Below are 14,650 nucleotides of genomic sequence, written 5' to 3' on the forward strand. Positions count from 1 at the left end.
GCGGGAATATGGATCGCATCAGCCGACCGGATAGCGCAAGCGGCCGATAAAGCGCGCGAGGCTCAGCCGTTCGCCGCCGCCCACGCCCTTGAAAGCGGCCTTGGTTTTTTCGAACCGCATGACGCCTTCGATCCGGCGGGCCAGAAAGGCGCGGCTATCGGCCAGCCCGTCGCTGTCGTCGTCCACGAATACGAGCAGGGTGGCGGCATAGACCGCGCCCAGCGTCACGCGCTTGCTATAATGGCTGAGGTCCGTGGCTTTGTCGCCCGCCGCGCGCCACATCGCGTCGGCCGCGCGCCAGCCCAGCCGCGCGGCGCTCCGGGCGTGGACGGGCATGGCGAGGGTCGCCATCGCCCGGCGGAGCGCTTCCCGGTCCGGGGCCATGCGCGTCAGCCGCGCCTCGATCAAGGCGGTGATCCGCTGGCGGATCGGCATGGCGGCGAGCGTCGCTGCGGGCAGAGCTTCCAACATTGCCGCGTCGATGCTGGCGAACCAGGCGTCGATCATGTCGATTGCGCCATCCGAAAAAGCGAGCCGGGCGATGTCGGCGTCGATCCCTTTTTCCGCCGCCGCCATCGCGACCGCCTGTGGCCGCCAGCCATCGAAGGCAGCATGCCGGGGCAGGATAGGCGCGAGCGTGGCGCGCACTTCGTCGAGAGTCATATCCTGCGGCAAGGGGGCGGTGGAGGTCATACGATCAACTTAGGCGCGCGCCGGCAACCGCACAAGCACCAGCGCCGCGCCAACCGCAAGAGCGCCGACGCCATCGGTCATGCTCATCGTCTCGCCGAACAGCAGCCAACCGAGCAGCGCGGCGACCGCCGGTTGCAGCAACAGGCTCAACCCCAGCACCAGCGGCGAGAACCAGCCGATCGCATAGGTCATCAATCCTTGCCCGACGAGCTGGCTCGACAGGGCGAGCGCGATTACGGGCGTCCAATCGCCCGGCAGGACGCGCTCGCCCATCGCCAGCGCCGCGATCAACAGCGGCAGCGCGCCCGCAAGGCTCGCGATGGACAGCACCGACCAGCTATCGAGCCGCCGCCGCGCATCCTGCACCAGCAGCAGATAGATCGCGTAGAAAAGCCCGGCGAGCAGGCACAGCAGGTCGCCGCGCAAATAGCGGGGTGACACTTCATAGCTGCCGCCCATCAGGATTGCCGCGCCGACCGCCGCCAGCGCGAGCGCAACGATCTGCAAGGGGCGTAGCCGCTGGCCCAGCACGAATACCGCCCACAATGGCAGGACGAGCGCGCTCACATTGCCGAACAAAGTGGAGTTGGCGACCTTGGTATGATGGATGCCGGCGTGCCAGGCGGCGAGATCGGCGGCGAAGAACAGGCCGGCGATGCCGATGGCGATCCCTTGCCGGGCGGATGGTCGCGCCGCCTTCAGCCCCGGCCTCGCCAGCAGGAACAGAAAGGGCAGCGCGATCGCCAGCCGCCAGAAGCCGGCGGCAACCGGGCCGACATCGGCCAGCCTTACAAGCGTCGGCCCGAAAGCCAGCACGATGTTGGCGAGGATCAGGGCTGGAAAGGCAAGGCGTGGTGCGACTATGCGCGGGGCCGGGGTTGAATCGGGCATCGTGATTCCCTAGCTGGCTTTCACCGTCAAGTCGCGTTGCGATTTGCAATGAATATTCAGCGAGGTCTGCATGCCGACATTGTTCGATCCTGTGCGTCTGGGGGTGGTCACGGCCCCCAACCGGGTGCTGATGGCCCCGCTGACTCGAGCGCGGGCGTCGCGCGAGCATGTCCCGACGCCTTTGATGATCGACTATTACCGCCAGCGGGCGTCGGCGGGCCTGATCATCAGCGAGGCGATCGGCATTTCGCGGCAGGGGCTTGGCACGCCCTTCGCTCCGGGTCTGTGGTCGCGGGCGCAGGTCGAGGGGTGGAAGCCCGTCACCGCCGCCGTCCATGCGGCAGGAGGGCGCATCTTTGCGCAGCTATGGCATATGGGGCGGCTGGTGCATTCCAGCGTGACCGGGGAAGCGCCTGTGGCGTCCAGCGCGATCACCCCGCCCGGCCACGCCCACAGCTATGACGGCAATCGCGATTATGAGGTGCCACGGGCGCTGACGCTGGAGGAAATTCCTGGTCTCATCGCCAGCTATGTCGCGGCGGCGCGCCATGCGATGGAGGCGGGTTTCGACGGCGTGCAGATCCACGCCGCCAATGGCTACCTCATCGACACTTTCCTGCGCGACGGCGTCAACAAGCGCGAGGACGCCTATGGCGGCGCCCCGGAAAATCGCGCGCGGTTGCTGCGCGAAGTCACGCACGCGGTCGCGGACGCGATCGGCGCGGATCGCACATCCGTCCGGCTGTCGCTGAACGGCGTGACCCAGGGTACGGACGATAGCGACCCCGCCAGCATCGCGCTTGCCGCGGCGCAGGCGCTGGAGCCTGTCGGTCTTGCCTTTCTGGAACTGCGCGAACTCAAGCCCGCCGGCACCTATGGCGCGAGCGATGCACCGCGCCAGTCACCGCTCGTGCGACAGCATTTCAGCGGGCCGCTCGTGCTCAACAGCGATTATGATCTGGCCAGCGCGCAGGCGGATATCGACAGCGGACTGGCGCAGGCGATCAGCTTTGGCCGGCCGTTCATCGCCAACCCCGATCTGCCAAGGCGGCTGGCGACGGGTGCTGCGCTCAATTCGCCCGAACAGGCGACCTTCTATCTCGGCGGCGCCGAAGGCTATACCGACTATCCGGCACTGGAGGAGGCGGCCTGACGCTCGCCCGACCCCGGCGCGCCCAAAGGGTCAGGCGCTGAATTTCTCGCGCAGGGCGAGCATGGCGATGGCGGCCTTGGCTGCTTCGCCGCCCTTGTCCTTTTCGCTGCGCCGGGCGCGGGTGAGCGCCTGCGCTTCGTCCTCGACCGTCAATATGCCGTTGCCGATCGCAATGCCGTCCAGGCTGAGCGCCATCAGGGCGCGCGCGCTTTCGTTCGATACCACCTCGAAATGATAGGTTTCGCCGCGGATGACGACGCCGATCGCGACGAAGCCGTCATAGCGGCCCGTTTCCGCCGCGAGCGCGATCGCAGCGGGAATTTCCAGCGCGCCCGGCACGGTGATGACGTCATGCTTATGGCCCGCCTCACCAAGCGCTGCCGCCGCCCCTTCGATCAGCAAATCGTTGAGATGGTCGTAGAAACGCGCTTCGACGATCAGGAATTTGGCCACGGGGGAGTTCCTTTAATCAGGCTTGGATCGGGCGATGGCCAACCACGGCCAGGTCATAGCCGTCAAGCGCAATCAGGCTGCGGTGACTATTGGTCAGCAGGGTCATGTCATGTACGCCCAGTTCGGCGAGGATTTGCGCGCCCACGCCATAGTCGCGCAATTCGTCCATATCGCCGTCGCTCTTTCCATTATAGCGTTCGACCGAGCGACTGACGAAGTCGTGGGACGTGCTGCTGAGCAACACGATGACACCCGCGCCTTCCCGATCGATCAATTCCATCGACCGGGCGAGCATGTCGCTGCGCGGCCCGACTGCGCCATACACATCGTCGAACAGCGACATCTGGTGCATCCGCACCAGCGTCGGCTGATCGGGGACGATATGGCCCTTTTGCAGCACCATCTGTTCGGCCTGGGTCGCGCGGTTATAAAAGCAGATCACCTTCCATTCGCCGCCCCATTTGCTCTGGAAACTGCTTTCGGAACGACGTTCGACCATGTGATCGTGGCGGCGGCGATAAGCGATGAGGTCGCGGATCGTGCCGATCTTCATCTTGTGCTTCGCTGCAAAGGGGATGAGGTCATCCAGCCGGGCCATGGTGCCGTCATCCTTCATCACTTCGCAGATGACGCCGGAAGGGTTGAGACCGGCCAGACGAGCGACGTCCACCGCCGCCTCGGTATGGCCGGTGCGCACCAGCACGCCGCCATCCTTGGCGACGAGCGGAAAGACGTGGCCGGGCGTGACGATATCGGCGGGTCCCTTCGACCCGTCGATCGCGACCGAGATGGTGCGGGCGCGGTCGGCCGCGCTGATGCCGGTGGTCACGCCTTCGCGCGCCTCGATCGACACGGTGAACGCGGTTTCATGCCGGGTGCCGTTGTTGCGGCTCATCAGGCCGAGGCCGAGATAATCGACCCGCTCCTTGGTCAGTGCCAGGCAGATGAGGCCGCGCCCGTGCGTCGCCATGAAGTTGATCGCGTCGGGCGTCGCCATTTGGGCCGGGATGACGAGATCGCCCTCATTTTCCCGGTCCTCGTCATCGACCAGAATGAACATGCGGCCGTTGCGCGCTTCGTTGATGATTTCTTCGGGGCTGGCGAGCGCAGTGCCGCCCTCGCGCTTGATGAGGTAGGATTCGAGCTTGCCGAGCGTGTCCGCCGTCGGGTTCCAGTCGGTTTCGCCGAGCTTGCGCAGGGAATTGGCGTGCAGGCCGGCGGCGCGGGCAAGGCCGGAGCGGGACATGCCGCCATAGGTGACGAGGTTGCGGACGGTATCGATAAGCGCGGACGACATGGAACCCACTCCTTGACGGATCAGGTGCCCTTTATCACATTGCAATGTGAAAACTTCAAGCCCTTATCACATCAGGCGGGCGTGATGGCACGCATCCGCTGAAGGTAACGCGCCAGCACGTCGATCTCCAGATTGAAGCTGCGGCCCACCGCCAGATCATCGAGTGTGGTCGCGACAGCGGTATGCGGAATGATGTTCATTCCGAAATGCACGCTGCCATCGGGCTGATCCTCGACCGAATTCACCGTCAGCGAAATACCGTCGAGCGTGATCGACCCCTTGGCCGCCAGGGCGGGAGCGAGGCTGGCAGGGGCTGCAATGATCAGCGCGGTCGAATCGCCCACCGGCGTGGCGGACACCAGCGTGCCGATGCCGTCGACATGGCCGGTGACGATGTGCCCGCCCAGCTCATCGCCCACCTTGAGCGCGCGTTCCAGATTGAGGCGGCGGCCGACCTGCCACATTCCGGGCGCGGTGCGATCCACGGTTTCCGCCGACAGATCGACCGCGAACCAGTCCGGCCCCTTTTCCACCACCGTCAGGCAGGCGCCGGAACAGGCGATCGATGCGCCCATGGCGACGCCCGCCATGTCATAGGCGCAGCCGATGACGAGTCGCAGGTCGCCGCGCTGGTCGGTTTGCCGAACCGTGCCAATGTCGGTGATGATGCCGGTGAACATGCAATATCCTGTCGGTGAAAGGGCAGGACGGGGCTTAGGCGGTCGCCATCCGTTCGTAAACCTCCAGCTGATCGGGGCCAAACTGCCGCCTTTCGACCAGTCGCCAGCGATCATGGGCCAGCCCCAGATCGGCAAGGCCAAGGTCGCCTATGCCGGCAAGACCCGCGCCGATGAGGATGGGCGCGCGGTAGAGCAGCAATCGGTCTACCAGATCGGCGCGCAGGAAGGCGGCGGCGGTCTCCGCCCCCCCTTCGACCAGCAGGTGATCGACCCGGTCGAGCGTCGCGACTTCTTCGGGCCTGCCGATTCGCTCCCAGCCGGGAGGCGCATCGCCCCGGCTCAGCAGGATGCGGCGCGGGCTGCGGCTTTCCAGTCCGCCCAGCCGTACATCGAGGCGCGGATCGTCAGCGCGACGGGTGCCGCCGCCCACCAGGATCGCATCGTGCCGCGCCCGCTCCATATGGGCGTGCGCGCGCGCGGCGGGGCCAGTGATCCAGCGGCTCGCGCCATCGGGCAGGGCGATGCGGCCGTCGAGCGACAGGCCGAGCTTGAGCGTAACATGGGGACGCCCCCGCGTCTGGCGCAGCACGAACCCGGCCATCGCCGCGCGCGCTTCATCGGCCAACAGGCCCATATCAACAGTGATACCCGCCGCCCGGAGATAGGCCGCGCCCTGGCCATCGGTGCGCGGATCGGGATCGCGCAAGGCGATGACAACCCGGCTGACGCCCGCACGAATGAGCAGGTCGGCGCAGCGCGGTCCACGCGGCGACAGATGGAAACAGGGTTCCAGCGTCACATAGCAGGTCGCGCCATGTGCGCGATCCATCGCCTGCTCCACCGCCCGCGCTTCGGCATGGGGGCGACCGCCTTGCTGGGTCCAGCCACGCCCGACGACGCGGCCCTCGCGCACGATCAGGCAGCCGACATTGGGATTGGGGGTGGAAAGTCCGCGTCCGCGCTGTGACAGGGCGATCGCCGCCGCCATGAAGCGCCGGTCGGCGGCCGGATCGACGATGGTGGGCGAAAGGTTCAGGGCTGGCCCGCGGCGGTCGCGGGCTTCTCGCCCGCTTCGGCCTTCGCCAGCCGCGCGTCGAGCAGCGCGTTGATCTGCTTGACCGCTTCCTTGCGGCGGGCGGTATTGCGGGCCTCGTCGGTGCGCCAGTCGATGCCGAACATGTCGGCGACATGCTGCATATCCTGCTGCTTCTTTTCGATAATCGATTCGCGCTTCGCCAGATCCATCTTCTGCTGAAGGATGATCGCGGCGTCCGAACGATGCGTGTCCCAGTTCTCGATATAGAAAATCTGGTTCTGGGTCGGCATCGTGTTGGTGTTCGCGTCAACAATGAACGCCCAGACGATCACATAGGTGATCGCCGCCGACAGGCCGAGCAATGGCCATTTATGGGCGCGGCGCGCGCTGAAATAGCCCCAGAAATCGGTAAGCGCGCTCTTGGGCGAGACGGGACGGGGAAAGATCGCCATGGCGCGGTATATAGGGGAGGGCGGGGCCGGATGCAAAACCTGTCTTGGCAGTTTGCCGCCAACTCGTCCGGCACCGCTCAGGGTTTGGTTGGAAATGCGCCTTGGCGCATCCGCACCGGCCCTCACCCCCACCCGACCGCCCATCAGGATATCATGTCTGGGCGGCCGGGTGGGGGTGAGGGCCGGTGCCGCCTTCTGAAAGGCGCTATTTCGCGCATTTTCCAACAGATTCTCAGCGATCCTCCAGCCGGAAATGCACGGTCAACGTCTTGATCGCGCTGACCGGCACGCCGTCGCGGGTCGCGGGCCGGAAGCGCCATTTGCGCAGGGCATGGCGCTGGGTCGCGAGCCAGAAAGCCTCATCGGTCGCCGAAAGCCGCTCGATGTCGATGACCCGGCCATCGGCGCCGATGGTGACGCGCACCGTTACGCTGCCTTCGATCTGCTGACGGATCATCGCGCCGGGATAATCGGGTTGAAAGCTTGGGAGTGCGCGCGGATCGATCGCGGCCTCGACCATGACCGGCTGGCGCGGGGGATCGAGCGGCGGGACCACAGCGCCTGATCCGCTGCCCGTGTCAGTGCCCTTGTCTCCGGTGTCGATGACCCATTGATCCGGCGCCGGCGGAGTGAGCGGGTCGGTCTTTGCGGGGCTTTGTGCGGGCGTCCTGGTCGTCGGCTTGTCCGGGCGAGGCGGAGGATTTTCAGGCGGCGTCGGATCGAGCGGAACCGAATGGATGATGAAGGGCGGGGGCGTGAAGGTCGCGATCATCTCCTTGGGCATCAGCAGAAACGCCCCGACCACTACCGCGTGGACGGCGACTGCGCCGCCTATGCCGATGGGCGAGCGCTGCCCGCCACTATAGCCCGTCCCGCCGGGAACTGATTGCATCTCCATGATCGCCATGTGCCGCATCCTCTGTCCTGAACAGCGCCTCGTGATGAACGCATGTCATGTTACAACATATTTCAATGATATGTTGCAACATTAAACTTCAACAGAGGTTGGCGGTTTGAGAGAAAGATATTTGAGGTCACAGAAGGAAGTCGATCGCGTGGATCGTCAGGCCGACCAGCCCCCCCACCAGCGTGCCGTTGATACGGATATATTGCAGGTCGCGTCCGACCGCGCTTTCCAGCCGGTTGGTGATGGTGCCCGCATCCCAGCCGCGCACGGTGTCGCTCACCAGCGTCACGATGGTCGATCCATAGGCGGCGGTCACGCCCACCGCTGCGCGCCGGACGAAGCGATTGATGAGCAATCGCAGCCGCGCATCATCCTGTAGCGTCGTGCCGAGCTGCTGCATGGCTTCGCCAAACCGCCCGGCCATCGCTTTGGCAGGGTCGCGGGCCGCGCGCAGCATTCCGGCGCGCGCCTGCTCCCACAGCCCGTCGATCCAGCGTTGCATCGCCGGATTGTCGATGATCTCGTCACGAACGCGGGCGACCTTTGCCTGCATCGCGCCGTCCTGCTGAAGGTCTGCCGCCAGCTTGGCCATGCCTTCCTCCGCCTTGAGGCGCAGGCTGTGGCCGGGATCGGCGGCCATGTCCGCGATCAGCTTGCGCAGGCCCGACAGAATCGCATTGGCGAGATTTTCATCAAGGCCGGTCCAGCGCAGCACCTTGCCCGCCCGCTCGCTGATCATCTCGCGGATCAGATGGTCATTGGCCTCCAGCGCTTTGTCGGCCCAATGGATCATCCCGTCCATGACCGGGGCGTGGCGACCGTCGCGCATCGCCGCCTCGATCGCCTGGCCGATCAGCGGGGCGAGGTTGATGGCGCGCAACCGCTGGGCGATCGCGCCCTTCACCATGCCGCCGAGCCGCTCCTGATCGAGCGCTTCGAGCAGATCGGCGGCGAGTCGCGACGCGCCTTCGCGCAACCGGCCGTCACCACCCGAAGGACTGGCGAGGAAGCGCCCGGCGGCGGCGGCCACATCCAGCCCGCGCATCCGCCGCGCGACCACGGCGGGGATCAGGAAATTGTCGCGCAGGAACAGCGCCAGCGTGTCGCCGATCCGGTCCTTGTTCCGGGGGATGATCGCAGTGTGCGGGATGGGCAGGCCGAGCGGATGGCGGAACAGCGCCGTGACGGCGAACCAGTCGGCAAGGCCACCGACCATCGCGGCCTCTGCAAAGGCCTGAACGAAGCCGACCGCCGGATGCACATGGGCGGTGGCGCGGGCGGCGATGAAGACAAGCGCCATCGCCAGCAACATGCCGGTCGCCACCAGCGCCATGCGCCGGGCCGGTTGAGGAGGGCTGGCGCCGGAGAATGGAGAGAGGGCGATCAAAGACATAGGCGTCCCAACGGTTACGCCGCCCTTTCGTTCAGGCAAAGCCTTCTTGTGATCCCGCGATCATTCCGCCGGCTGGGTTTGCCCCGCATGCGCCGAATCGTCGCCCTTGCGATAGGTGAGCAGCCTGCGGCCGAGGCGCGGGCCGATCCATTCCTCCACGCCCGTCGCGAAGCTGAAGGTCGCGGGTACGATGATGAGCGTCAGCAGCGTCGATAACAGGAGGCCGCCAATCACGGTGACAGCCATCGGCGCCCGCCACGCGCTGTCGCCCGACAGGGACAGTGCGGTCGGCACCATGCCCGCCACCATGGCGACGGTGGTCATGACGATCGGCTGGGCGCGCTTGTGTCCGGCATCGATGATCGCGTCGAACTTGGGCACGCCCTTGGCCATTTCCTCCAGCGCGAAATCGATGACCAGGATCGAATTCTTCGCGACGATGCCAAGCAGCATGAGCATGCCGATCAGCACCGGCATCGAAATCGGATAGCCGGTAACATGCAGCGCCAGCGCGCCCCCCAGCGGCGCGAGCGCCAGCGAACCCATATTGACGAAGGGCGGCATGATCCGCTTGTAAAGCAGCACCAGCACGGCGAGCACCAGCATGATGCCGGAAACGACGGCGATGCCGAAGCTCTGGAACATTTCGGCCTGCCATTTGGCGTCGCCCGCATTGATCTTTTGCACCCCCTCGACCTTGCCGTCGAGGATCGCCTTCATGGTCGGCAGCGCGTTGATCTTTGCCATCGCCTCGCTGGTGACGACGCCCGGCGCGAGGTCGGCCCCTACAACAACGCGACGAATCTGGTTGTAGCGGCGAATCTGCGTCGGCCCCGCGCCGAATGCGATATCGGCGACGACCTTGAGCGGCACCGAGCCGCCATTGACCGTGGGCACCGGCATATTCTCGATCGTGGCGATATCCTTGCGGCTGTCCTCGGCGATCGAGACGCGAATCGGGATTTGCCGGTCGGACAGAGAGAATTTCGCACTGTTCTGGTCGATGTCGCCAAGCGTCGCGATACGGATCGTCTGGCTGAGCGCCGCCGTCGTGACGCCCATGCTGGCGGCAAGGTCCATGCGCGGCTTGACGATGATTTCGGGCCGCTGCATGTCGCCCTGAACGCGCGGTGCGCGGATCTCGCGCAAGCCGGCCATTTCGGAAACGAGCCTGCTGGCCGTGCTTTCCAGCCGCTCGGCATCATCGCTGCCCAGCATGATGATGATGTCGCGGCCAAACCCGCCGCCCGATTGCGACAGGAAATTGACCCGCGCATCGGCCACTGTCTGGAATGTCGGCGCGACGCTGCGTTCCCATTCGACCGAGGAGAGCGGACGGGTTTTCTTGAGCGTCAGATAGATGGTGGCGCTGGTCGGCTCGATATCGGCGAAGGCCGCTTCGACCACATCCTTGTCGGCCGCCAGCATGTCCGAAACCCGTTGGGTGATGGCGGTTGTCTGGCCGAGCGTGGTGCCCGGCGTCGTTTCGACCTTCACCTGGCTGAAGTCGGTGTCGGTCGTGGGATTGAACGTGACCGGCAGCGTCGTGAAGGCGACCACCATTGCCGCGAAGGACAGTGCGCCAAGGCCCACCGTCCAGATGCGATGGTCAAACATAATGGCCGTGCGGGCGGCCCAGCCACCCCGCGCGCGTCGCGCCATCGCCCGGCGTTCGTCCAGCGACCAGTGCAACAGCCGCATGTAGCGGTCCATCATCCATCCTCCGCCATGGCTCGCTTCGCCATGCGCCTTGAGGAAATAGGCGGCGACCATCGGGGTGATGAGTCGCGCGACACCCAGGCTCAGCAGCACGGCGACGACCACTGTCATGCCGAACTGGACGAAAAATTGCCCCGCGATCCCCGGCATGAAGGCGACCGGCAGGAATACCGCGACGATTGCCATCGTCGTCGCCAGCACAGCGAGGCCGATTTCGTCGGCCGCATCGATCGACGCCTGATAGGCGGTCTTGCCCATGCGCATGTGGCGGACGATATTCTCGATCTCCACGATCGCGTCATCGACCAGCACGCCCGCGACCAGACTGAGCGCAAGCAGCGATATGCCGTTGAGCGTGAAGCCCATCATATCCATGAACCAGAATGTCGGAATCGCGGACAAGGGGATCGCCAGCGCGGAAATCATCGTCGCCCGCCAGTCGCGCAGAAACAGAAAGACGATGATGACCGCCAGCACCGCGCCCTCGATCATCGCCGCCATGGCCGAATGATATTGGCCCTTGGTGTAATCGACGCTGGTATAAAGCTGTTTGAACCGGACCTTCGGGTTTTCCCTGGCCAGTTGTTCGAATATCTTCACGGCATTGTCGAACACCGTGACGTCCGAACTGCCCTTGGCCTTTTCGAGGCGAATGCTCGTGACCTGCCTGCCGTTCATCAGCCCGACCGAGCGTTGTTCGGCAAACATGTCCCGGACGTTGGCGAGGTCGGACAGCTTTACCGTGCGGCCGCCGGATATGGCGATCTGGGTTTGCCCCAGCGCATAGGCGTTGCGCGCGTTGCCCAGCACGCGAATCGATTGTTCGGCCCCGGCGATTTCGGTGCGCCCGCCCGCGGCGTTCAGGTTGACCTGCTGCAATTGCTGGTTGACCTGCGCCGCGCTGACGCCGTGCGACTGGAGTTTCGCCGGGTCGAGGATGATGCGGATTTCGCGGCTGACCCCGCCACCGCGCGTGACGGCGGCCATGCCGGGGACCGACAGCAGTCGCTTGGCGACGGTGTTGTCGACATACCAGGACAGTTCTTCCAGCGTCATATCGGTGGTTTCGGCGCTGTAATAGGCGATCGGCCCGCCATCGATATCGACGCGGGCGACCTGCGGTTCCAATATGCCTTCAGGGAGGTTGCTGCGGATCTGGTCGACGGCGTTCTTGACGTCGGCCACCGCGCGGTCGATCGGCGTGCCGATCTGGAAGGTGACGTTGGTGAGCGACTGGCCTTCGGATGCGAAGGATGAAATTTCGTCGACGCCGCTGATCGCGCGGACGGCGGCCTCGATCCGCTGCGTGACCTGTGTCTCCAGTTCGGTGGGCGCCGCGCCCGGCTGGTTCACGGTCACGCTGACCACAGGAAAGCTGACGTCCGGCTGCTGATTGATGTCGAGCCGGTTGAAGCTGACGATGCCTGCCAGGACCAGCGCGACGAACAGGACGAGCGGCGTCACCGGATTGCGGATCGCCCACGCGGAAATATTGCGAAAACTCATGATGGCGTACCCGCCTGATTCCGCGCGTCGGCGAGCGCTCGCGTCATGGCCGCGCCTGCGCTTGCGGCTTTACCGTCTGCCCGGCACTGAGGAATGCGCCGGCAGAGCGCACGATGCGTTCGGAACCGTCCAGTCCCTGCACGATCGCCACGCCGCTGCCGGATACCTGCCCGGTGGTGACGGCGCGCCGCTCGACCCGGTTCCGGCGATCGACGATATAGACATAATTGCCCTTCGCGTCGCTCAGCACCGCAGATTCCGGCAGGGTCGGGGCCAGACCCGAGCCGCTGACGATAACCGCTGAGGCAAAGCCACCGGGGCGGATCGCGCGATCATAGGCAATGGCGATGCGGGCGATGCCCTGCCGGTTCTGCTGATCGATCACGGGAGCGACCTGCCACACGCGTCCGGCCACGGATGTCTTGCCGCCCACCGGCGTCACGATTGCGCTGTTGCCGGGGCGCAGGATCGCCAGATCGGCCTCGCTGACCTGCGCCAGCATTTCCATTTCACCACCTTTGGCCATGCGGAACAGCGTACCGCTGCCCGATCCTACGATCTGGCCCGGTTCCACCGCGCGGGTTAGGACGAGGCCCGCAGCAGGCGCGCGGATATCGAGCCGCTGCGTGCGGACGCGCTGTTCGGCAAGCTGGGCGACGGCGACATTGACCCGTGCGTTGGCGCCATCGCGCGCCGCGGTGCGCTGGTCGATATCCGCCCGGCTGATGAACCCGCGCCCGACCAGCGCCTTGGCGCGATCGAGTTGCGCCTGCGCCAGCTTCGCGTCGGCCCGGTTCACCTCGACCTGCGCCGCGAGCGAGCGGATCTGTTCGGTTTGCACCGATCGTTCGATCACAGCGAGAATCTGTCCCGCGCGCACCCAGTCGCCGGGTTGCACCAGTACCTGTCGCACTTCACCGCCTTCGCCCGCCACGCCCACCGGCATTTCGACGCGCGCGGCCAGTGATCCGGTCGCGCTCACCTTTTGTTCGACCATCGACCGGCCGGGGCTGATGACGGTGATGACGGGTTCCTGCGCCGCGTCGTTGGCTGGAACAGGGGGCCGGGGACGCATCCACATCCATGCCGCGATGCCGACGACCAGGATCGCTAGGATAGCGGCGATCGCGAGCGCGCGCCGCCGCGATGGACGCGGCCCCTCTACATCGATCGCAAGCGCCGACTCGCCGGTGAGCGGGGTCTCGTAGTTCATGCCCATCCTGTCTGTTGCCGACGACGGTGCCGGCTCGGAGCTGTATTATATAAGTAGCGCACTTGGCTCAATCCCCTAAATCCATGCCCTACGGACGCTGGCGGCGGGGGTCGAAAGACCTCCTTCTCTTGCCAAAAGCGCGGGACTGTGGCGCTATGCGCGGGGCTGCATAATGAGAGGAGACGTCCATGGAGGCGCTGGGATGGATCATCATTGGGTTGCTCGCGGGAGCCGCCGCCAAGCTGGTAATGCCGGGTCGCGATCCGGGCGGGTGCATCGTCACCATGTTGCTGGGGATCGCGGGGGCCTTGCTGGCCGGTTATGTGGGGCGCCTTGCCGGCTTCTATAATGCAGGCGAAGCTGCGGGTTTCATCGCCGCCACGCTGGGGGCGATCGCCATTCTGGCGGTCTATCGCCTCTTCATGCGTCGATCGTGACTATATAAGAAGGCTGCGCCATCCATGGGATGACGCAGCCTTTTATGCCGTCAAGGGACGCCGGTTTATCGCATCGAACCGCGGCGGACCAGATTGACGATCGCAAGCAGGATCACCGCACCGACCAGCGACACCAGAAAGCTGGTGAGCGTGAGGCCGGCATTGTTGATCGAACCGCCGCTGAAAATCAGGCCGCCGATAAAAGCACCGACGATACCGACTACGATGTTCAGCAGGACGCCCTGCTGTGCGTCGGTCCGCATGATCATGCTGGCAAGCCAGCCAATGATGCCGCCGACGATAAGCCACAAAATGATGCCCATCTAACTTCTCCTTGCCAGCGCCCCCTAGCGGGTTGGCTGAAGCATTAACGGCGAACCTCGATTGTCGTTCCCCGGTCCGTAACGATTCTGTTGCGGCGTTATGTCGGAAAATAAAAAAGGCCGCCGGATCGCAGCCGGCGGCCTCTTGCCATCCTTCAGGACGGAGGGTCAGTATTTCTGCTGCCGCTCATAGAGGGACTTATAATATTGAATGCGGGTGACACGCAGCCCGTGCATGCCCGATCGGTCGACGGCGCGCTGCCATCCGGCGAATTCTTCCAGCGTCAGCGAATAGCGGGCGCAGGCTTCATCCACGGTCAGCAAGCCGCCATTAACGGCGGCGACCACCTCCGCCTTGCGACGCACCACCCAGCGCGTCGTATCGACGGGCGGCAGGCTTTCCAGCGTCAGGGGTTCTCCGAGCGGCCCGACGACCTGTGCAGGCCGTATTTTTTGATTTTCGATCATCATCACCTCAAAAGCGGCACTGGCGTTGC

The 14,650-nt window shown here is 65.2% G+C and carries 15 protein-coding genes; 2 read left to right on the forward strand and 13 right to left on the reverse strand.

Annotated features, from left to right (window positions below; all coding sequences use genetic code 11):
- Window positions 1-18 precede the first annotated feature (18 nt).
- Together ACODSN_RS08420 and ACODSN_RS08425 are read right to left on the reverse strand one after the other, a co-directional pair.
- Complete coding sequence (locus ACODSN_RS08420; protein ID WP_489054585.1) at window positions 19-663, reverse strand: COQ9 family protein; 645 nt, start codon at window positions 661-663, stop codon at window positions 19-21.
- Between the two features lie 39 nt (window positions 664-702).
- A complete protein-coding gene (locus ACODSN_RS08425; RefSeq protein ID WP_489054587.1) occupies window positions 703-1,584 on the reverse strand; it encodes a DMT family transporter in 882 nt (293 codons plus the stop codon).
- Window positions 1,585-1,654: 70 nt separating this feature from the next.
- On the opposite strand from ACODSN_RS08425, the gene ACODSN_RS08430 reads away from it, so the two are divergent.
- A complete protein-coding gene (locus ACODSN_RS08430; protein ID WP_489054589.1) occupies window positions 1,655-2,737 on the forward strand; it encodes an alkene reductase in 1,083 nt (360 codons plus the stop codon).
- Between the two features lie 30 nt (window positions 2,738-2,767).
- On the opposite strand, the gene ribH is transcribed toward ACODSN_RS08430, so the two are convergent.
- The 9 genes from ribH to ACODSN_RS08475 all read right to left on the reverse strand — a co-directional run bounded on the left by ribH (window position 2,768) and on the right by ACODSN_RS08475 (window position 13,393).
- On the reverse strand, window positions 2,768-3,190 hold the full coding sequence (gene ribH / locus ACODSN_RS08435) for a 6,7-dimethyl-8-ribityllumazine synthase (RefSeq protein ID WP_489054591.1): 423 nt from the start codon (window positions 3,188-3,190) through the stop codon (window positions 2,768-2,770).
- 16 nt (window positions 3,191-3,206) lie between these two features.
- A complete protein-coding gene (gene ribB, locus ACODSN_RS08440) occupies window positions 3,207-4,487 on the reverse strand; it encodes a 3,4-dihydroxy-2-butanone-4-phosphate synthase (protein WP_489054593.1) in 1,281 nt (426 codons plus the stop codon).
- Window positions 4,488-4,558: 71 nt separating this feature from the next.
- The gene (locus ACODSN_RS08445) at window positions 4,559-5,167 is read right to left on the reverse strand and encodes a riboflavin synthase (protein ID WP_489054595.1); all 609 of its coding nucleotides are present in this window, start codon (window positions 5,165-5,167) and stop codon (window positions 4,559-4,561) included.
- Between the two features lie 34 nt (window positions 5,168-5,201).
- The gene (gene ribD, locus ACODSN_RS08450) at window positions 5,202-6,155 is read right to left on the reverse strand and encodes a bifunctional diaminohydroxyphosphoribosylaminopyrimidine deaminase/5-amino-6-(5-phosphoribosylamino)uracil reductase RibD (protein ID WP_489054596.1); all 954 of its coding nucleotides are present in this window, start codon (window positions 6,153-6,155) and stop codon (window positions 5,202-5,204) included.
- 44 nt (window positions 6,156-6,199) lie between these two features.
- Entirely contained in the window at window positions 6,200-6,655 is a 456-nt protein-coding gene (locus ACODSN_RS08455) for a hypothetical protein (RefSeq protein ID WP_489054598.1), read from the reverse strand.
- A gap of 232 nt (window positions 6,656-6,887) precedes the next feature.
- Window positions 6,888-7,553 (reverse strand): energy transducer TonB, encoded by a 666-nt coding sequence (locus ACODSN_RS08460; RefSeq protein WP_489054668.1) that lies wholly within the window; start codon window positions 7,551-7,553, stop codon window positions 6,888-6,890.
- A gap of 136 nt (window positions 7,554-7,689) precedes the next feature.
- Window positions 7,690-8,895, reverse strand: coding sequence for a DUF445 domain-containing protein (locus tag ACODSN_RS08465; RefSeq protein ID WP_489054600.1), 1,206 nt, complete (start codon window positions 8,893-8,895; stop codon window positions 7,690-7,692).
- 120 nt (window positions 8,896-9,015) lie between these two features.
- Window positions 9,016-12,180, reverse strand: coding sequence for an efflux RND transporter permease subunit (locus tag ACODSN_RS08470; protein WP_489054601.1), 3,165 nt, complete (start codon window positions 12,178-12,180; stop codon window positions 9,016-9,018).
- 43 nt (window positions 12,181-12,223) lie between these two features.
- A complete protein-coding gene (locus ACODSN_RS08475) occupies window positions 12,224-13,393 on the reverse strand; it encodes an efflux RND transporter periplasmic adaptor subunit (RefSeq protein ID WP_489054603.1) in 1,170 nt (389 codons plus the stop codon).
- 188 nt (window positions 13,394-13,581) lie between these two features.
- Here ACODSN_RS08475 and ACODSN_RS08480 point away from each other — a divergent pair, with 188 nt between their 5' ends.
- Entirely contained in the window at window positions 13,582-13,830 is a 249-nt protein-coding gene (locus tag ACODSN_RS08480) for a GlsB/YeaQ/YmgE family stress response membrane protein (RefSeq protein WP_489054605.1), read from the forward strand.
- A 65-nt stretch (window positions 13,831-13,895) separates the two neighbouring features.
- Here the strand turns inward: ACODSN_RS08480 and ACODSN_RS08485 are convergent, their stop codons facing one another.
- Window positions 13,896-14,153 (reverse strand): GlsB/YeaQ/YmgE family stress response membrane protein, encoded by a 258-nt coding sequence (locus ACODSN_RS08485; RefSeq protein ID WP_489054606.1) that lies wholly within the window; start codon window positions 14,151-14,153, stop codon window positions 13,896-13,898.
- A gap of 168 nt (window positions 14,154-14,321) precedes the next feature.
- Complete coding sequence (sciP, locus tag ACODSN_RS08490; RefSeq protein ID WP_489054670.1) at window positions 14,322-14,621, reverse strand: CtrA inhibitor SciP; 300 nt, start codon at window positions 14,619-14,621, stop codon at window positions 14,322-14,324.
- Between the last annotated feature and the right edge of the window lie 29 nt (window positions 14,622-14,650).

The sequence above is a fragment of the Sphingobium sp. FG11 genome (assembly GCF_057809915.1).

Coding starts and splice junctions, on each gene's coding strand:
- ACODSN_RS08420 (WP_489054585.1), bottom strand. CDS start 663: ATGACTCTCGACGAAGTGCGCGCCACGCTCGCGCCTATCCTGCCCCGG.
- ACODSN_RS08425 (WP_489054587.1), bottom strand. CDS start 1,584: ATGCCCGATTCAACCCCGGCCCCGCGCATAGTCGCACCACGCCTTGCC.
- ACODSN_RS08430 (WP_489054589.1), top strand. CDS start 1,655: ATGCCGACATTGTTCGATCCTGTGCGTCTGGGGGTGGTCACGGCCCCC.
- ribB (WP_489054593.1), bottom strand. CDS start 4,487: ATGTCGTCCGCGCTTATCGATACCGTCCGCAACCTCGTCACCTATGGC.
- ACODSN_RS08445 (WP_489054595.1), bottom strand. CDS start 5,167: ATGTTCACCGGCATCATCACCGACATTGGCACGGTTCGGCAAACCGAC.
- ribD (WP_489054596.1), bottom strand. CDS start 6,155: ATGGCGGCGGCGATCGCCCTGTCACAGCGCGGACGCGGACTTTCCACC.
- ACODSN_RS08455 (WP_489054598.1), bottom strand. CDS start 6,655: ATGGCGATCTTTCCCCGTCCCGTCTCGCCCAAGAGCGCGCTTACCGAT.
- ACODSN_RS08460 (WP_489054668.1), bottom strand. CDS start 7,553: ATGGAGATGCAATCAGTTCCCGGCGGGACGGGCTATAGTGGCGGGCAG.
- ACODSN_RS08465 (WP_489054600.1), bottom strand. CDS start 8,895: ATGGCGCTGGTGGCGACCGGCATGTTGCTGGCGATGGCGCTTGTCTTC.
- ACODSN_RS08470 (WP_489054601.1), bottom strand. CDS start 12,180: ATGAGTTTTCGCAATATTTCCGCGTGGGCGATCCGCAATCCGGTGACG.
- ACODSN_RS08475 (WP_489054603.1), bottom strand. CDS start 13,393: ATGAACTACGAGACCCCGCTCACCGGCGAGTCGGCGCTTGCGATCGAT.
- ACODSN_RS08480 (WP_489054605.1), top strand. CDS start 13,582: ATGGAGGCGCTGGGATGGATCATCATTGGGTTGCTCGCGGGAGCCGCC.
- ACODSN_RS08485 (WP_489054606.1), bottom strand. CDS start 14,153: ATGGGCATCATTTTGTGGCTTATCGTCGGCGGCATCATTGGCTGGCTT.
- sciP (WP_489054670.1), bottom strand. CDS start 14,621: ATGATCGAAAATCAAAAAATACGGCCTGCACAGGTCGTCGGGCCGCTC.